16 protein-coding genes and 1 tRNA gene are annotated in these 18,292 nt (G+C 65.1%); 7 read left to right on the plus strand and 10 right to left on the minus strand.

Annotation, left to right across the window (positions count from 1 at the left end):
* Together argS and LK10_RS02920 are read right to left on the minus strand one after the other, a co-directional pair.
* Positions 1–1,659 (minus strand): arginine--tRNA ligase, encoded by a 1,659-nt coding sequence (gene argS / locus LK10_RS02915; protein ID WP_043119949.1) that lies wholly within the window; start codon positions 1,657–1,659, stop codon positions 1–3.
* 4 nt (positions 1,660–1,663) lie between these two features.
* Positions 1,664–2,962 carry an MFS transporter gene (locus LK10_RS02920; RefSeq protein ID WP_052206868.1) on the minus strand — a complete coding sequence of 433 codons (1,299 nt, stop codon included), beginning with the start codon at positions 2,960–2,962 and terminating at the stop codon, positions 1,664–1,666.
* A gap of 167 nt (positions 2,963–3,129) precedes the next feature.
* Here LK10_RS02920 and LK10_RS02925 point away from each other — a divergent pair, with 167 nt between their 5' ends.
* The 5 genes from LK10_RS02925 to LK10_RS02945 all read left to right on the plus strand — a co-directional run bounded on the left by LK10_RS02925 (position 3,130) and on the right by LK10_RS02945 (position 6,532).
* Complete coding sequence (locus LK10_RS02925; protein ID WP_052206869.1) at positions 3,130–3,642, plus strand: FMN-binding protein; 513 nt, start codon at positions 3,130–3,132, stop codon at positions 3,640–3,642.
* 9 nt (positions 3,643–3,651) lie between these two features.
* On the plus strand, positions 3,652–4,518 hold the full coding sequence (locus LK10_RS02930; protein ID WP_043119952.1) for an FAD:protein FMN transferase: 867 nt from the start codon (positions 3,652–3,654) through the stop codon (positions 4,516–4,518).
* Positions 4,515–6,047 carry an FAD-dependent oxidoreductase gene (locus LK10_RS02935; RefSeq protein ID WP_043119954.1) on the plus strand — a complete coding sequence of 511 codons (1,533 nt, stop codon included), beginning with the start codon at positions 4,515–4,517 and terminating at the stop codon, positions 6,045–6,047. Before LK10_RS02930 ends, LK10_RS02935 begins: the two co-directional genes overlap by 4 nt.
* Before the next feature lie 56 nt (positions 6,048–6,103).
* Positions 6,104–6,346, plus strand: a complete 243-nt coding sequence (locus LK10_RS02940; RefSeq protein ID WP_197061830.1) for a DUF2630 family protein — start codon at positions 6,104–6,106, stop codon at positions 6,344–6,346.
* 110 nt (positions 6,347–6,456) lie between these two features.
* Positions 6,457–6,532 (plus strand) — tRNA-Arg (locus LK10_RS02945).
* A 71-nt stretch (positions 6,533–6,603) separates the two neighbouring features.
* On the opposite strand, the gene LK10_RS02950 is transcribed toward LK10_RS02945, so the two are convergent.
* The 4 genes from LK10_RS02950 to LK10_RS02965 all read right to left on the minus strand — a co-directional run bounded on the left by LK10_RS02950 (position 6,604) and on the right by LK10_RS02965 (position 9,452).
* Entirely contained in the window at positions 6,604–7,002 is a 399-nt protein-coding gene (locus LK10_RS02950) for a hypothetical protein (protein WP_043119958.1), read from the minus strand.
* Between the two features lie 35 nt (positions 7,003–7,037).
* On the minus strand, positions 7,038–7,685 hold the full coding sequence (locus LK10_RS20700; RefSeq protein ID WP_156144002.1) for a hypothetical protein: 648 nt from the start codon (positions 7,683–7,685) through the stop codon (positions 7,038–7,040).
* 91 nt (positions 7,686–7,776) lie between these two features.
* Positions 7,777–8,715, minus strand: a complete 939-nt coding sequence (locus LK10_RS02960; RefSeq protein ID WP_197061831.1) for an ABC transporter ATP-binding protein — start codon at positions 8,713–8,715, stop codon at positions 7,777–7,779.
* A complete protein-coding gene (locus LK10_RS02965; protein ID WP_156144003.1) occupies positions 8,712–9,452 on the minus strand; it encodes a CPBP family intramembrane glutamic endopeptidase in 741 nt (246 codons plus the stop codon). The genes LK10_RS02960 and LK10_RS02965 overlap by 4 nt, the downstream gene beginning before the upstream one ends.
* A gap of 736 nt (positions 9,453–10,188) precedes the next feature.
* Between LK10_RS02965 and LK10_RS02970 the strand changes: the two genes are divergently transcribed.
* Both LK10_RS02970 and hrpA read left to right on the plus strand, forming a co-directional pair.
* A complete protein-coding gene (locus LK10_RS02970; protein ID WP_043119962.1) occupies positions 10,189–10,971 on the plus strand; it encodes an SDR family oxidoreductase in 783 nt (260 codons plus the stop codon).
* 76 nt (positions 10,972–11,047) lie between these two features.
* Positions 11,048–15,136: an ATP-dependent RNA helicase HrpA gene (hrpA, locus tag LK10_RS02975; protein WP_043119963.1), complete on the plus strand. Its 4,089-nt coding sequence runs from the start codon at positions 11,048–11,050 to the stop codon at positions 15,134–15,136.
* A 20-nt stretch (positions 15,137–15,156) separates the two neighbouring features.
* Here the strand turns inward: hrpA and LK10_RS02980 are convergent, their stop codons facing one another.
* The 4 genes from LK10_RS02980 to LK10_RS21670 form a co-directional block, all read right to left on the minus strand.
* Entirely contained in the window at positions 15,157–15,585 is a 429-nt protein-coding gene (locus tag LK10_RS02980) for an HIT family protein (RefSeq protein WP_043119964.1), read from the minus strand.
* Positions 15,582–16,793: an NAD(P)-dependent alcohol dehydrogenase gene (locus LK10_RS02985; protein WP_043119965.1), complete on the minus strand. Its 1,212-nt coding sequence runs from the start codon at positions 16,791–16,793 to the stop codon at positions 15,582–15,584. Before LK10_RS02985 ends, LK10_RS02980 begins: the two co-directional genes overlap by 4 nt.
* 120 nt (positions 16,794–16,913) lie before the next feature.
* Positions 16,914–17,345: a hypothetical protein gene (locus tag LK10_RS02990; protein ID WP_043119966.1), complete on the minus strand. Its 432-nt coding sequence runs from the start codon at positions 17,343–17,345 to the stop codon at positions 16,914–16,916.
* 14 nt (positions 17,346–17,359) lie between these two features.
* Positions 17,360–17,656, minus strand: a complete 297-nt coding sequence (locus LK10_RS21670; RefSeq protein WP_156144004.1) for a hypothetical protein — start codon at positions 17,654–17,656, stop codon at positions 17,360–17,362.
* Between the last annotated feature and the right edge of the window lie 636 nt (positions 17,657–18,292).

Genomic DNA, 18,292 nt, shown 5'->3' on the forward strand with positions numbered 1-18,292 from the left:
TCACATCCTCTCCGGGGCGGAGACGCCGAGGAGGTCGAGGCCGTTGGCGAGGACCTGGCTCGTGGCATCGTTGAGCCACAGGCGCGTGCGGTTGACGTCGGTGATCTCCTCGTCGCCGCGGGGAGCGATCCGGCAGTTGTCGTACCACGAGTGGTACGCCGTCGCGACGGTTTCGAGGTGCCGGGCCACCCGGTGCGGCTCGCGGAACTCGGCGGCCTTGCCCACGATCGACGGGTAGGCCGCGAGGTGCGCCAGAAGCTCGCCCTCGGTGGGGTGGGTGAGGAGTGAGGCGTCGAACGCGTCACGCCCGTCGACAAAACGCTCGACGCCGGCCTCCACGGCATTGCGCGCAGCCCCCCGCGAACGTGCGTGGGCGTACTGGACGTAGTAGACCGGGTTCTCATTCGAGTGCTTGCGGAGCAGCTCCGGGTCCAGCGTGAGGGGTGAATCGGCAGGGTACCGGGCGAGCGAGTAGCGCACCGCGTCCTTGCCGAGCCAGTCGATGAGGTCCTTGAGCTCGATGATGTTGCCCGCCCGCTTCGAGAGCTTGGCGCCGTTGACGGACACGAGCTGGCCAATGAGGATCTCAATGCTCTGTTCGGGGTCGTCCCCTGCGCAGGCAGCAATCGCCTTGAGGCGATTGACGTAGCCGTGGTGATCGGCACCGAGAAGGTAGATCTTCTCGGGAAACCCGCGGTCCTTCTTCGACAGGTAGTACGCGGCGTCGGCCGCGAAGTAGGTCGGTTCACCGTTCGCGCGGACGAGCACGCGGTCCTTGTCGTCGCCGAAGTCGGTCGTGCGCAGCCAGACGGCGCCCCCGTCGTCGTACACGTGGCCCTGCTCGCGCAGACGGGCCACGGCCGATTCGATCGCCCCGGAGTCGTGCAGCCCCTCCTTCTCCGAGAAGTAGACATCGAAGGAGACCCCGAAGGCGGCGAGCGTCTCCTTGATGTCACGCATCTGGGCCTCATAAGCCGCGTGGCGGACGATCGGCAGGGCGGCGTCGTCCGTCAGCTCGCGCACGTCGGGATGGGCGGTGAGGACATCGTGTCCGAGGTCCACGATGTACTGGCCCGGGTACCCGCCCTCAGGAACATCGCGCCCATGCAGGCGGGCGAGCACGGAATTCGCGAAGACGTTCATCTGGTTGCCAGCGTCATTGATGTAGTACTCGGCCGTGACTTCGGCGCCCGATGCGCGCAGCACGCGTGCGATCGAGTCGCCGAGCGCTGCCCAGCGGGTGTGGCCGATGTGGAGGGGGCCAGTCGGATTCGCCGAGACGAACTCCATATTGACTATGTGCCCGGCGAGGGCATTGTTGCGCCCATAGACGGGGCCCGCTTCGACGATGATCTTCGCCAACGCACCGGCAGCGGCGGCGTCGAGCGTGATGTTGAGAAACCCGGGTCCAGCAACCTCAACGCTCTTCACACCGTCGAACGACGAGAGACGGCCCGCCAGGACCTCAGCGAATGCCCTCGGGTTCATGCCCGCCTTCTTGGCGAGCTGGAGTGCGATGTTGGTGGCCCAGTCGCCGTGCTCCCGGTTCTTGGGTCGCTCCACACGAACCTCCTCCGGCACGTCGACGGCGAGTTCGCCGGCACGGACGGCATCCGCAAGGCAGGCAGAGATGGCGGAGGAGAGTTCTTCGGGAGTCACGGACCTAGATTACCGGCGGCGCCCCGCCGCCCTGAAACTGCACGGCCTCCACGACGCCGGGATGATCATCGATGTAGCGCGGTCGGCAGATAACCCATCCAGCGATCGCCAGCACCACGAGGGTCACGCCGAGGAAGGCAAACGTCGCGGTCCAGCCGCCTGTCGCGTCGTGCAGGATGCCGGCGAAGAGCGGTCCAGCGCACGCGAGCAGGTATCCCACGCCCTGCGCGAAGCCCGAGACCGCCCCGGACGCCCTGTGCGAGCGCGTCCGCAAGTTGATCAGGACGAGTGAGAGGGGAAACGTCGCCGGCCCCATGCCGGCGAGCAGGGACCACAGCCACGTCGCTGTCCCGGGAATGAGCCAGAGTCCAAGGTAACCACCCACGAAGCACACGAGACCGAAGGCCACGATCGGGTACGGATTGCGCATCCGCCCCGCGAGAAGGGGGACGATCAGGCTGAGAGGGAGTCCGATCCCCGAGAAGATCGCTAGCTGCAGACCAGCATCGCCTGTGCTCAGTCCCGCGCCCGAAGCGATTTCGGGAAGCCAGGCGAACAGAGTGTACGTATTGAGCGACGTGATCCCGAACAGGAGCGAAAGCGCCCAAGCGGCCGGCGAGCGCCAGGGTCGGACAACCGTGCGCGGATGGGCAGACGCGGCCACACGGGCCGCGTGAGCAGCACCCTCATCCACTCGGCGCGGCCACACGGTGAGCCACGGAATCAATGCGACGACATTGACCACCGCCCACCAGCCGACCGACAGGCGCCACCCCTCGGCGTCCGCGACGGGCACGGCGAGCAGCGGCGGAATCGTCGTCCCCAAGCTGATGAGCGTCACGTAGAGGGAAGTCATGAGACCGATGCGGCGAGGGAAGTACTTCTTGACCATGGGCGGCAAGACGACGTTGCCGGCTCCCATGCCCGCGAGCGCGACAGCCGAACCCGCGAGGAAGAGTCCGGTCTCCGGGGCAACGGCGCGGACGATCTCGCCGACGGCCGCCGCTCCCATCGCCATCACCGCCAATGCCTCCACACTCCACCTCCGCATGAGGAGAGGAGTCACGAGTCCCGCGATCCCGAAAAGCGCAGTTGGGAGCATCCCGAGGACGCCGACGAGCCATGTCGGGAGGAAGAGATCGTGGGCGATGGCGCCTGTGAGCGGGGGAACACTCGTGACGGCGGTGCGCAGCGTGAACGCCACGATGAGGATGCCACCGCCGGTAAGGATGCGATTGCGAGTACGGGACCCTTGGTTTCTCTCGCCGTCCGCCTGATTCGCTCGTGTCCCCGGTTCGCTCACCCCACGACGTTACAGCAGTCACGGGGAACGTGATCCATCGGGATACTCAGCGTTCCAACGGCACCCTCATAGCCTCCACACAGACCAGAGGGGCATGAAGTGCTCAAGCCGGGGCTACGTTTAATGGGGAGATTCTCCCTCCCTCACCATCTCCAGGAAGCACGTTCATGCCAGCCTTGCCCCCGTCCGCAGCTCATCCCTCCTCCTTCCCCGCGCGGAAGGTCGTCCTGACCACCTTGGCGGGCGCTTCCCTCGTCGGGGCAGTCGCGGGATGTGCGCCCTCGGGTGCGGCTGCAGGTCCGGACCCGACGACGAGCCCTGCGGCCTGTGCGAGCTCGCCGACTGGGTCCGCGGGTTCCGGCTCGGCCAGCGGCGCCGGGTCGCAGCCTTACCGCGACGGCACGTTCTGCGCCGACGGCCACTACGTCTCCCCCAACGGTCCCGAGACGATCGGCGTAGCGCTCACGCTCAAGTCGGGCGTCGTGACGAACGTGCAGATCATAGAGCACCCGACGAGCGCCAACACCCGTCTCTACCAGCGGCACTTCGCGTCGGGCATCAAGGACGTGGTCGTGGGGAAGAAGCTCGACAGCCTCAACGTCGGCGTCGTCTCCGGTTCGTCGCTCACAGGGCAAGGGTTCAACGACGCGGTCTCGGTCATCAAGCGCGAGGCGTCCTAGGACGGCGGGATGGAGACGTTCGCGTTCGACGCCCTCGGGACACGGTTCGAGGTGCGCACGAAGGGCCAGCTCGACGACGGGACCGGCCGGGAGCTGCTGAGGGAGACCCAGCGCTTCGACTGGGTGTGGTCGCGCTTCCGGCCTGACTCGCTCGTAGCGCAGATGCGGGCAAATGGAGGCCGGTGGGACATGCCCTCCGAGAGCGCCGACTTGGCCAGGCTTTACGCCCGGCTCTACAGGGTCACCCGCGGCGCGATCAACCCCTGGATCGGCTCGAGTCTCGAGCGCCTCGGCTACGGCCCTCATTACGAACTCGTACCGACCGGTGCGCCCGAGCCTGCCCCTCTTTGGGACGACGACCATATGTGGGAAGGCACCGCCGTCGTCCTCGCCCGTCCTGCCGTCCTCGATATCGGGGCGGCCGGAAAGGGACTCCTCGTCGACCGCTTGGGCGGGATCCTCGATGACGCCGGGCACGACGCCTACGTGGTCGACGGAAGCGGCGACATCCTGCACTCGGGAACCGAACCGATCCGAGCCGCGCTCGAGCACCCTTACGATCCGGAAGAAGCGATCGGAATCGTTGAACTGGCCCAAGGCGCGCTCTGCGCGTCGGCAGGCAACCGTCGGGCTTGGGGAGACGGCTTCCATCACCTGCTCGACGCGCGGACCGGCTCCCCGGTGCGCTCCGTCGTCGCGACCTGGGCGATGGCCCACGACGCGATGACCGCCGACGCCCTCGCCACCGCGCTCTTCGTCGCGCCGGGTTCCGTGCTCACGGCCGAATTCCCGGAAGCGGATCCTCAGTGGCTCCAGGTCTTTTCCGACGGTCATGCTGAGGGCAGCCAGGTCTTCCTCGAAGGCCTTTTCTCGTGACGCCCACTGTTTCGGCGCCCAACGCCGCGCGCCTGCGCCTCGTCGCTGCCCTCGGGCGGCTCACCATGTACCGCCTCGTCGTCCTGGTCCTCGCCGTCCTGGCGGCCTACAGCCTGGTGCTCGGCGTCCTCGACTGGCTGCCCTTCACTGCCCCGGCCATGCTCGCTTCCCTTGTTGTCTGCCTTGCCGTCTCCTACGGCGTCAACCGGGTCACCGCGGCCGCGGCCCACGTCGCGCCGCAGCCGGACTCCGCGCTCATCACCGGCCTACTGCTGTACTTCCTGTTCTGGCCGAGCCTCGCTCCTCTCGATCTCGCCGTCACCGCGCTCGCAGCCACCGCGGCCACCCTCTCCAAGTACTTGCTGGCCTTTCGGGGTCGCCACGCGTTCAATCCCGCTGCTCTGGGTGCGTTCGTCGTCGGCCTCACCGGATGGGGGGCTGCCACGTGGTGGGTGGGGACGCCTGCCATGCTGTGGCTCGTACTCCCCGGCGCCCTCCTCGTGCTCTATCGCGTGCAGCGCCTCGCGATGGCCGGCCTGTTCGCCGTCGTTGCCCTCGCCGTCGCCATCGCGGTCGTCGCCCAAGTCGGCGTGAGCCCGCTCTCGTCACTCTGGCAGGCCCTTTCTCAGGGCCCGCTCGTCTTCTTCGCCGGCTTCATGCTCTCTGAGCCGCTCACGATGCCAGGCCGGCGTCTCCATCAACTCGGTTATTCCGCGCTCATCGGCCTCGCGTACGCGCTGCCGTTTGCCCTCGGCCCTGTCTCAAGCTCGCCCGAGCTCGCGCTCCTCGTCGGCAATCTCGCCGCCTTCGCATTTGGGCTGACCCGTGGCGTGAGCCTTCGCTTCGTGGAAAGGCGCACCCTTACGCCCAGCTCTCACGAGTTCGTGTTCGTGCCGTCACGCCGCGTGCGCTTCGCGGCCGGTCAATACGCCGAGCTCTCCCTTCCCAGAGGAGGCCCGGCCCGCGCTGGCAGCCGAAGGACGTTCAGCTTCACGAGTGCGCCTTCCTCCGACATCCTCGCGTTCGGCGTGAGCACCGCCCCGCCAGTCTCGCACTCCAAGCGTTCTCTCATGAACCTCACTCCGGGCCAAAGGGTGTACTTGGCAGCCGTCGGGGGCGACTTCGTGCTCCCCCGCGACGTGGATCGGCCGCTCCTGCTTGTCGCCGGAGGCATCGGAATCACGCCGTTCGCCTCGATGCTCAGGGCGATGCGGAACTCGGGCGATGCGCGCGACGTCGTGCTCGTCGCCTCAGTGCCCAACCCCGATGAGCTCGCCTTCGCGGACATCCTGCGAACCTCCGTCGCGCGGGTCATCGTCCGGGCGTCCGACGGCGGAGCTCCCGCAGACTTCGCCGAGGACGCCGGCTCCGCGCCGTTCACTGCCGCGAGGCTTCGACAGCTCGTTCCGGATATCGCTTCGCGTACGGCGTACGTTTCCGGGCCGCCATCGTTCGTGGGAGCCGTGGCGCGGGAGTTGCGCGCTGCCGGGGCTCGGCACGTCCGTCGCGACGCCTTCTCGGGCTACTGACGGGCTGCCCATCGGCGTAGGCTGACGAGCGGATACCCCTTCTGGAAGGAGTGAGCATGGACCAGGACATCCACAACCGCATCAAGGAACTCATCGACGAAGAGCACAGCCTGCGCTCGGCCCTCGGGGACGGAAGTATTTCCGAGGATGAGGAGCACCGGCGGCTTACGTCCGTCGAGGCGCAGCTCGACCAGTGCTGGGATCTCCTGCGGCAACGGCGTGCGAAGCGCCAGTACGGCGAGAACCCGAACGAGGCAGCTCCGCGATCCGAGGACGTCGTCGAGAACTACCTCGAATAGGCGCGGCGGCTGGCCTTTCCGCGGCTTCCAACGGCGTGGCGGGTTGCGTGCCGGCCGGCTTGCGTGGCCGGGGTGAGCACCTGCTAAGCTCAATGGGTCCCCCCGGACGGGCCCTCGTAGCTCAGGGGATAGAGCGTCTGCCTCCGGAGCAGAAGGCCGTAGGTTCGAATCCTATCGAGGGCACCACGAAAGGCCCCGCCGACTTGGTCGGCGGGGCCTTCTTGGCAATGAGAGGCAACGACTTCGGCGAGGCCGGTTCACGCCTTACGCTCTGGATCGCCTTCCGGCTTCCATCCTGCAGGCAGTCTTCGGTCGAGGCTCGCGGCCGTGAGGACCAGCGCGAGCAGGATCACAATCGCGCACCCCAAATAGGCGAGTTGTCCGCGCAGCCCCAAGGACGCGCCCGTCAGCAGCTTGACTGCGAGAGGCACGCCGAGGGCGAGGATTGCGAAATACGCCGCAAGGTTCCCCAGTATCTTTCCTGTTGACTGATGCTTCGAACGCGGGACCTGCTCTGCGAAGAGACAGGGCCGGAAGCGATCGCCTTGCTCCACTGAAATCTCGTCTGCCTTCGCGAGCAAGCCCGGAAGGGCGGACTCGCCGACGCCGCGTTTGCGCAGTGCCGAGGCAAGTTCTTTCGCTTGTGCTCTTTCCATAACACCCTCTCGTCATGTCCCAGCCAACCTCCTGCCTAATTCACGTCCCTACGCCTGTGCCGCCATGCTCCAACTCCTGCCGGCACCAGAATCCAGATCACCGCGGAGCTCAGGGCGGGAAGAACCTCGCCGCCTTCGCTGAGGAAATTGGAAAACGTTGAAGACTGCACATACGACGTCGGGATATTGGGGACCAGCCCGATCAAGAGATCGGCGACTGTGGACTGGATCAGGACGACCACAACGGCCAAGGGCGTTGACATCAGGGCTGAAGCAACCGCGGCGCCCGAGATCGAACCAATCAGAACGGCGCAGGCGGCGTACCAGAGCCCCTGCCCGAGGCCCGCGTAAGTAACCTCGAGGCTGGAGAATCCCGCGAGCACCACCGCGACGAGCACCGCCAAGAGGCAGATTGCCGCCATGACCGCCGTCGCAAAAAGTGTGACCGCGATGTACTTCGCGCCCAAGATCGCGAGCCGCCTCGGCTGCAGAACGTAGAAAGTCATCACGTCCTTGTGCTGCCAGTCCGAAGTCACCGAAAGGATAGCAAGCAGGGGCGCGACGATGGCTCCTGGAAGTGCCAATCCCATCAAGAGGAGGGACACTTCCAAGACGCCGCCTCTTTCGACAGCCAGTCCCGCCGCGAGAGCTATCACCGTCAGGCCGACGAGAATCATCGCCAAGAGGAGCCAGCGTGCACTCCGAGTGTCCACGAGCTTCCGTGACTCCACCCGAACAGCAACGGCAAGAGGCCCCGAAAGGAAGGCTGGCATCTTAGGTTTCCTCCCCGTCGCCGATGGCGTGCTCAATGGAACCGGCCCTGAATTGTGGCGACGTGACCGCGCCGTACCGGGCCTCAAGCGTCACTGCTGCAGCTGGGCCGAGATGGTTCACTCGGACCCGGCGCGACCACATTGCCTCGCCAATTTCGTTCGCCGTACGGCGGACCCGAAATCCTGGACCAGCGGATGGCTCGTCCCCTCGACGGTGCTCGAATCCCTGGGCAACAAGAACCTTTTCGATCTCATCCAAATCAGGGCCGCTGACAAAGCTCCACTCGCTCACGGCCCCGCGCCGCACGATCTGATCTGACACCACCCGGCCGCGATCGAGGATGACCGCTCTGTCGACGTAGGTCTCCAATTCATTCAGCAGGTGGCTTGAGACGACGACTGCCGTGCCTTTGTCCCCAAGCGAACGCAGCAGCCTCTTGAGCCACGTCATTCCCTCGACATCCAAGCCGTTTGCCGGTTCGTCCAGAATCAGAACCTCGGGCTCTCCGAGGAGCGCAATGGCGAGGCTCATGCGCTGACGCATCCCAAGGGAGAGGGCGCCTACCTTCCGCGCCGGCACAGATGCAAGACCGACTTCGGTCAACACCGCATCCACTCGGCTTCTGGGGAGACGCATCATCATGGCCGCGAGCGTGACCGTCTCTCGCACCGATCTTCCTGGATGGTGCGCTCCCGGGTCCAGGAGAAAGCCAACCTTCCGGCCCGGATTCTCGAGCGACCGATAGGGCTGGCCATCGATGAGAACACGGCCCGCATCGGGGCGTACAAGGCCGGCGATCACCTTGAGAGTGGTGGATTTTCCAGAGCCATTGGGCCCGATGTAACCCATGATCGTTCCCGCGTCGCACGAGAAGCCCACGTGGCTCAAGACTTGAATCCCCCCGTAGGACTTGGAGATGTCTTCGACCTCGAGTTTCATCGCGACACCTCCCTCCATTTCGCCCTCTTGAGCCAGAAGGCGAGAAACGCAAGAATCAGCACACCTAGCACTGCATCAAAGATGACCGTCGAAATTCTTGCCTCGCCACCGAAGATGGCGTCCGGGAAAGTCGCAACCGTCGCGTTGGCCACTATATGGAAGGCAACCGCCGGCCATATGGAATGTGTAGCCAAGAGCATCCCGAATGCCAGCAGAGAAAAAACAAATGCATCGAAGAAGACGGAGATGTGCGGCGAGGGGTGCAGTAGTGCAAAGACGAATGAGGTCAGGACGACGCCCGCGACGAGTACGGGGCGTCGAAGCTTCCGGCCCGAGGTAAGGATCAGGAACGGAAGGCCCCGAAAAAGCAGCTCTTCGAATAACGCCGACGGAACCAACAGGAGAGCTCGCAGCTTCTCCTCGGCGAGACCTGCACCAATCGATCCAGCGACCAGAATGAGGGACGCCAGGACCGAGGCGATGCCCAGTCGACGTACAAATTGTGTACGGCCAAACAATTGGGGCGCAAACAAGCCTCCAATTCTCACCACGACACTCGTGATCGCCGTGGTGACGGCGAGCGCAGCCGAGTTCGCGAGCTCTTCGGAAGCCCCCATGGCTGAGGCGACAGCATTCGAAGCGAGCAGAAGGGCCACCATCCCGAGAAGCGCAAGGGCTGCGGCTACGAGTCTGCCGAGCTGGCTCCTCGTCCCTGTCGGACCGAAGGAAGGTGTCACCACCCGAAGAAGTAGTGCCTGAGACTGACGTAAATGTCCCAGAGTGTTCCGCCGGCGAACCAACTGAATACACCGCGTACCCAGCCGTTCAGACCGTTCCACCAGCCGACGAAGGACGACCACCCCCACCTAACGGCATTGACTATCGAATTCCAGAGGTAACGCGCATTGGACCAAATCCAGTTCAGGAGAGGCCCCACGTTGATACGCTTCTGCCCGTCTTTGATCACCCCATCCGATCCGGAGGGTAGGCCCACACCGTTGAGTTGCGGGAGAGGCGTCATCGATCGGAGGCCCAATTCCCCCAACTTCTGCCCGGTGGCTGATATCGATGCTGGAGAGATTGGCGTCGCTGAAAACAGTCGTCCCACAGTAGGCGTCGAAAGAAGGACAGCCGCGGCCAAAGCGGCGGCAACAGCCTTGGTTCGGACTGGATTAGAGGCTCTTGCTGCTGACACCATTTGTGTCCCCCACTTATTCGCTCTGGTGCTTGTCAGATAGATCGTGATGCGATCGGACCGCCGCTGTCAAATTCAGGTTGTCGAAAATACAAGTATCTGCCACTACAAATACAAGCTGTTCCTTGGTCCACCGGTAGTTAGCCGCATTCCGGGACCTACGCCTCTGAACCAAGTCCCCGGTAAGAGCGACTCTGGGACTGTGGGCGAAGCCGCCCCGTCGGCGGAATCCAGCCCACAAGCATCCACCTCATAAAGAAACAAGGATGGGAGGACTCATGTCACGCACATCAGTCGTCACCGGTGCCGCCTCCGGCATCGGAAAGGCAACCAAGGAGCTGCTGGAGCAGCGCGGCGAACGGGTCATCGGCGTCGACCTCCACGACGCAGATGTCGAGGCCGACCTCTCGACGGCGCACGGCCGTCTGGCGCTGGTGGACAGCGTCCGCAAGCTCAGCGGAGGCTCGATCGACGCCGTCTTCGCCGTCGCGGGCCTTGCCGCCCCGACCTCGGCCACCGTGGCAGTGAACTTCTTCGGCACCGTCGCAACACTCGACGGGCTCCGCCCGCTTCTGCTCGGCTCTCCCTCGCCGCGGGCAGTCCTGGTCTCGTCGATGGCAGCCCTCATGCCGAGCGATGAAGAACTCGTCGGCCTGCTCTCAGCAGCGGACGAGGCAGGGGCACTTGCCCGGGCGGAGGTGCTCGCCAAGGAACCAGCTACAACGGGCGCACTCATCTACGCCTCCACCAAACTCGGCCTCTCCCGCTGGGTGCGCCGTGAGGCTGCGACTCAACGGTGGGCCGGTTCTGGGATCCCCCTCAATGCCGTCGCTCCCGGCATCATCGCCACCCCCATGACAGCAGATTTCATCTCGACGGAGCAGGGACGCGAGGCCCTGCTGCAGAGCGTCCCGATGCCCCTCAACGGCATCGCTGATCCCATCGTCGTCGCCCGACTGCTGGCGTGGCTCGGCGGCGAGGAGAACACGCACGTGTGCGGGCAGATCATTTACGTCGACGGCGGAAGCGACGTTGTTCTGCGAGGCGATGCCGTCTGGTGAACCAGCCTCGCGCCGCTCGAGTGGCGCCAGCGTAGAAGCCTAGGGATTTGGAGGGGCCAACTAGACTGGATCAGCCATGGCCTTGACGATCACCTATCCCAGCGCTTTGCCGGTCTCAGAGCGGCGCGACGAGCTCATGGAGGCCATCGCCGCCAACCAGGTCACCATCATCGCGGGTGAGACCGGCTCGGGGAAGACAACCCAGATCCCCAAGATGTGCCTCGAACTCGGCCTCGGCGAGAAGGGGCTGATCGGCCACACCCAGCCGAGGCGACTCGCAGCCCGGACGGTCGCCGAGCGTATCGCCGACGAGCTCGGTGTCGAGCTCGGCCAGGAGATCGGGTTCCAGGTCCGTTTCACAGGCGAGGTGGGCCCGGAAACCAAGGTCAAGCTCATGACGGACGGCATCCTGCTGGCCGAGATCCAGCGGGACCGTCTCCTCCGGCGTTACTCGACCATCATCATCGACGAGGCGCACGAACGCAGCCTCAACATCGACTTCATCCTCGGCTACCTCAAGCGAATCCTCCCCCAACGGCCGGACCTCAAAGTCATCATCACGTCGGCGACCATTGACCCGCAGAGGTTCGCCCGTCACTTCGCGCGGGAGCTGCCCGACGGAACGAGCGAGCCGGCACCCGTGCTCGAAGTCTCGGGCCGCACCTATCCTGTCGAGATTCGCTACCGCCCGCTGGTTGCCGACGCACCGGCCGCCGGCGCAGCGAACGACGACGAGACAACCGTCGCGCGGTCCGACGATGCGCTCGAGGACGATCGGGACCCCCTCGACGCTGTGTGCGACGCCGTCGACGAACTTTCCCGCGAAGACCCCGGCGACATTCTCATCTTCTTCTCCGGTGAGCGCGAGATCCGAGACGCCGCAGATGCCCTCGGCGCCCGCATTCAATCGAACCGCCGCCTCGCCGGGACGGAGATCCTCCCGCTCTACGCGCGGCTCTCGCTAGCGGAACAGCACCGCGTCTTCACGCCAGGGGGACGACGACGGATCGTCCTCGCGACGAACGTTGCCGAGACCTCGCTCACCGTGCCGGGCATCAAGTACGTCATCGACACCGGCACGGCCCGCATCTCGCGGTACTCGCATCGGACAAAGGTCCAACGGCTGCCGATCGAACGGGTATCGCAAGCCTCCGCGAACCAGCGCGCGGGCCGCTGCGGCCGCGTCTCGGAGGGCATCTGCATCCGTCTCTACTCCGAAGAGGACTTCCTCTCGAGGCCCGAATTCACGGACCCGGAAATCCTGAGGACCAATCTCGCCGCCGTCATTCTCCAGATGACCGCGATGGGCATCGCGAGAGGACCGAAGGATGTTGAGGCGTTCCCCTTCGTCGAACCGCCGGAGACCCGCGCAATCAACGATGGCGTCCTGCTCCTCCGGGAGCTCGGCGCTCTGGCGGAGCCCGGAGCTCAACCAGAACAGTTCGGCAGGGGGCGCGAGAACGGCCGTGGCCGCGGCAAGGAGGGCAGCCGCCCAGGCGGACTGACCGCCGTCGGGCATCAGCTCGCCCAGCTTCCCGTCGACCCCCGGCTCGGTCGCATGATCGTTGAGGCCTCGAAGCGGGGCTGCGCGCGCGAGGTCATGGTTCTCGCCGCGGCGCTCACCATCCAGGACCCCCGCGAGCGTCCCACGGAGAAGCGGCAGCAGGCCGATGAAAAGCACGCGCGCTTCAAGGATGAGAACTCTGACTTCTCGGCTTACCTCAATCTTTGGAACTACCTTCAGGAGAAGCAGCGCGAGCTCTCCTCGTCGGCGTTCCGCCGGCTCTGCAAATCAGAGTTCATCAACTATCTCCGCGTCCGGGAGTGGCAGGAGCTGTTCCAGCAGCTCCGTCAGCTGGGACGACCGCTCGGCATCAGCCTTGGGCAGGGCAGGGAAACAGATCCGGTGGGCAACCACGACGCCGTCCACATCTCGCTTCTCGCCGGGCTCCTGAGTCACATCGGGCTCCTTGACGAGCGCAAGCGCGAGTATGCGGGCGCCCGCGGGACGCGCTTCGCCATCTTCCCCGGCTCGGCCCTTTTCAAGAAGAGCCCCACTTACGTCATGGCCGCAGAGCTCGTCGAGACGAGCCGGCTCTGGGCACGGACGGCCGCAAAGATCGATCCTGAGTGGGCCGAACTCGTGGCCCCGCACCTCGTCAAGCGCTCGTACTCGGAGCCGCACTGGTCGAAGCGCATGGGCTCGGTCATGGCGTACGAGAAGGTCACTCTCTACGGTGTTCCTGTCGTCGCCCAGCGCCGCATCAACTACGGGCGCGTCGATCCGGCACTCGCCCGCGAGCTGTTCATTCGCCACGCGCTCGTCGAGGGCGACTGGCGCACGCATCATGCGTTCTTCCGACGTAATCGTGAGCTGTTAGAAGAGGTCGACGAGCTCGAGACGCGCGTCCGGCAGCGGGGCCTTCGGGTGGACGACGAGACCCTCTTCGACTTCTACGACGAGCGGCTTCCCGCGACCATCATGTCGGAGCGGCACTTCGACGCGTGGTGGAAGAAGGCCAAGCAGGAGGACCCTCACCTCCTCGACTTCGACCGGGCGCTGCTCCTGAGCGAGCGCGCCGAGGATGTGGACGACGCCGCCTACCCCAAGGTCTGGAGGCAAGGATCGTTCGAGCTCCCGCTGAGCTATGAGTTCCAGCCCGTCGCCCCAGGGGGAACGCCCGACCCGAACGACGGGGTGACGGCCGAGGTGTCCGTCCTGTTCCTCAACCAGCTGGACCCCGAGCCGTTCCGGTGGCAGATCCCGGGGCAGCGCGTCGAGCTCGTTGCGGCTCTCATCAAGTCGCTCCCCAAACAGGTCCGGAAGAACTTCGTCCCGGCGCCGGACGTCGCGCGGCAGGCAGTCGCCGTCCTCGACGCGGACTTCGATCCGCAGCAGGACGAGCTCGAACCTTCGCTCGAACTCGCCCTCCGCCGCGTGAAGGGCCAGATAGTCCCCCCTGGTTCGTGGAACTGGGAGGCCGTCCCACCCCACCTCAAGATGTCGTTCAACGTCGTCGACCCCAGGGGAAAGGTGCTCGGATCAGGCAAGGACCTCGTATCGCTCCAAGAGCAGCTCGCACCCGCAACCCGCCGCGCCATCGCCGAATCCCTCGGGGCGACGCCGAAGTCCGCGCGGTCGTCGAAGCCGCGAGGCGAGCGTTCGGCAGCAGACGCTGGGGCGCTCGCGTCGTCGTCATCGTCGGCGAAGGGCGCCACATCGGCACGGGGCACGACGACGGCGGGCGACGACGGCGCAGGGTTGGCCGAACGGAGCGGACTGACCGAATGGAGCGTCGGGAGCATTCCGCGCACGGCGAGCACCGTGGTCGCCGGACACACCGTGACCGGCTATCCCGCGTTGGTGGACGAAGGACGGGGCACCAAGGGGCAGCCGAAGGCGCGAGGCACGGTGGCCCTGCGAGTCTTCCAGAGCGAGGACGACCAGCTTCAGGCCCATCGCGGCGGCGTCATCCGCCTCCTCGCGCTGCGCGTTCCCCCGCCCGACAGATACGTGCTCGAGCACCTCAACAACCGCGAGAAGCTCACGTTCAGCCAGAACCCGCACGGGAGCGTCGCGGACCTCATCGCAGACTGCGTGCTCGCGGCGATCGACCGGCTCGTCCCGGCATCGCTGCCTTGGGATCGCGCGGCGTTCGACGCGCTCTATGACCACGTGCGGGCGGAGCTCATCGACACGGTCTTCGCCGTGACAGCGATCGTCGAGGAGATCCTTGCCTCGGCCAACCGGATCGCAAAGCAGCTCAAGGGGACCACGAGCCTTGCCCTCGTGAGCGGGCTCAACGACATCAAGACCCAGCTCGAGCAGCTCGTCTATCCCGGCTTCGTCGCGCGGACCGGCTACGCCCAGCTCATGCATCTCCCCCGCTACCTCCGGGCGATCGAACGGCGGCTCGAGAAGATGCCGGCCAACGTCCAGCGAGATGCGGTCGCCATGGCGGCGGTCCAGGCGCTCGAGGACGACTACGACGACGCGGTGGCCGCGCTCGCGCCCACCGGCCGGAACCGCGCGAAGCTCGAGAAGGTGCGCTGGATGATCGAGGAGCTCAGGGTGAGCCTCTTCGCCGTCGAACTCGGAACTGCGGGAAAGGTCTCGGAGAAGCGCGTGCGGCAGGCGCTCAACGAGGCGCTCGCGCCGGCGTAGTAGCCCTCGCGAACTTTCGGCTACGACTCGGGGACGAACTCGCCGTGGCCCCCATCGCGGAGGGCCTGCCGGAGCTTCTCGGCCGCTGCGTCCATGGTCGCCGGGTCCGGGTTGTGCTGAGCCCGCTGGAAATTGAACTCGGCCTCCGACGTCGCGGGCCATACATGTACGTGGAGGTGGTGGACCTCGAAGCCTGCGATGATCATGCCTGCTCGCTCGACGTCGAACGCCTGGACCTGCGCCTGCCCAATCCGCTGGGCGACGAGCATGACCTTGCTGAGAAGCTCGGGCGAAGCATCCGTCCAGCGGTCCACCTCCTCGCGCGGCACCACGAGCGTGTGGCCGTCCGCGAGGGGCCCGATGGTCAGGAACGCGACGACGTCCTCGTCCTTCCAGACGAACCGTCCCGGAATCTCGCCGTCGATGATCTTCGTGAAAATCGTACTCATTCTTCGCCCTCCTCGGCCTGAGCCGAACCTGTCCCCGTACTCGCCAGAGTCGTGGCGTCGAGGACGAACCGGTATTTGACATCCCCCTCGACCATACGGTCGTAGGCCGTATTGAGTTCGTCAGCGGAGACGAGCTCGACCTCCGCCGTCACGCCGTGCTCAGCGCAGAAGTCCAGCATCTCCTGCGTCTCTGCGATCCCGCCGATGAGCGAGCCGCCGTAGGAGAGCCGCCGTCGGATGAGCAGCCCGGGATCGACGGGCGCCATGGTCCCGGACGGGAGGCTGAGCTGGAAGAGCGCGCCGTCGAGGCGAAGAGTCTGCAGGTATGGGTTCACGTCGTGAGGCGCGGCGACTGTGTCGATCACAAGGTCGAGAGTGCGCTGGGCGCCCTCAAGGGCGCCCGCCTCGGACGTGACGACGACGCCGTCCGCACCGAGTTCTCGCGCCGCGTCGGCTTTCCGCGCCGAGCGTGTGAAGACGGTCACCTCCGCCCCCATGGCCTTCGCGAGTTTGACGGCCATGTGGCCGAGACCTCCCAGCCCGACGACGCCGACCCGCTCGCCAGGTTCGACCCCGAAATAACGGAGGGGCGAATAGGTCGTGATCCCGGCGCACAGGAGGGGCGCCGCGGCGGCCGGGTCGAGGGCCTCGGGAACGTGGAGCACGAACTTCTCCGTCACCACGATCCGCTGCGCGTAGCCCCCTTGAGTGATCTCCCCGCCGTTGCGCGGGTCTACTGAACCGTACGTGAGGACGTTTCCACGATCGCAGAACTGCTCGACCCCGTCGAGGCAGTTCTCGCACTCCCCGCACGAGTCGACCATGCAGCCGACCCCGACCCTTTCCCCCACACTAAAAGACCGCACGTCGTCGCCTACCCGACGCACGCGCCCAACGATCTCGTGACCCGGAACGAGCGGCCACGGACGCTCTCCCCATTCGCCGCGCGTCGCGTGCACGTCGGAATGGCACAGGCCACAGAAGTCGATGTCGATCTCGACGTCGTCAGGCTTGAGTGCCCGACGCCTGATCGTGAGCGGCACAAGGCCGCTTTGAGCAGAGGTGGCACCGTACGCAGCTACTTCCCGCCCACTGCTCGAAGCCTCCGCTTCGCTTCCTCGAACGGGCGACGGCGATTCGCCCCCTTGGTCGGTCAACGTGCGCCGCACCTTATCCGCACCGGGGATGACAGGACGTCCTGGGCTCATACCGTCGAAGCTATCCCATCCGGACTATCCGACGCACCCACCCGATCCGGTCTATCGGGTGCACGGCACCTGCCCGAATGTTCCCAGAAGCTATCCGACCTCAGCGAGGAATGGCCCTGATCAAGGCGTGCCGGAGTGGGGCCTTTTCCAGTCCGGGATGAAGGCCACGACCCCTGCCAGAACGGCACACGCGGGTGACGTTCCTGCATAAGCAGCAAGCACGACGGGAGGCGGCAAGGCGGCCCGCTGGTCCAATGATGTGGCATTAATTGCCCCGAAGACGGCGGTGCCAGACAAGAAGAGAAGAATGGCAACTCGCGACGCCCTTTGAGAAAGCCTTCGCTGGTACAGGACGCAGAACGCGGCCACAATTAGGAACTGTGCAACCTGCAGCTCCCAGGGATATCTGGGCGAAAGTGCGTAGGCAGGGACGCCGTTGAGGCCAAGGATATAGCCGTGAGTCAGGCCCTCAATCATCATGGCTATGTATCCGAGACCCGTTGCCGTCACTGCGGCAAGAGCGATCCCTAGGAATATTCTCCGGCTGCCCATTGAAATCCTTTCCCTCAACGCACAGCGCCTACCACTCTCTTGACTCCATCAAATTCAAAGGCAGGGCCAAGATCGCGGCGCAACTCCAACCTCGCAGGGATTTCTTCAGGAGTCGTGGATGCAATAATTTGCTGGTTTCCCTTGCCCGTACCGACATAAGAGACGCCGGGAAGCAACTTCAGGGGAGTCGCATCGACCCCTTTTGGAAGCAGGAAGACAACAAGATTTCTTCCTATCGCAGATCCCCCTGTGTCCAAACGCAAGCCGATATCGTAGAAGTCTTCGGTCTTTGCACAGCTTCCGATTGTCACAGGTCGAGCCGAGGATGTGGTGAGGAGCATACACACTTCCCGCTTGTCTTGAGCGGAGGCAAGCATATATCGGCCTAACTTGTCTGTCCCGGCGATGCGCAGAGAGCCAGCGTCGATGCGGGCGGACAATGGGGACGCCAAACTCCTGGTCGCAGCGATGTCTGCTTCAGAGGGCGCGCGGAGCAGACCTGGAGCCAGATCCTCGGCTCCCAATCTGGCAAGAGGTTGGGCGCTGGCTCCAGAGCCGACGGCAATGGCTATCGCGGAGACGAGGGCGGCCGAGACGGTAACTGCTGGCTTCTTCATCTTATCCCCATCAATCCCGATGCTGATTGCAATGCATCAGGGGCGACGCCATGAGTAAGCTGAGAGCACTGAGGAATGCCGTCAAGGGCACTAGTGATAATTTCCTTACGCGATTTACCAACCCAGTCATAATTCCCCCGAACTTCCTTGTTCTATAAGGGTTTAGGTATGTGTCCTGAGAGCTTAGGTCTACAACGAGTATCCTCGCAACACTGAGTCCATCGAACAGAGGAGAATCAGTGGCACCAGGAAGAAAAATCCGTGGAGTGGAATGTCGCATCCGTACTTCAGGCCCCGCCGTCCGTGTTGGAGGACGGGTTCTTCGAGATT

Source organism: Sinomonas humi (genome assembly GCF_000802235.1).
Taxonomy (GTDB): domain Bacteria; phylum Actinomycetota; class Actinomycetes; order Actinomycetales; family Micrococcaceae; genus Sinomonas; species Sinomonas humi.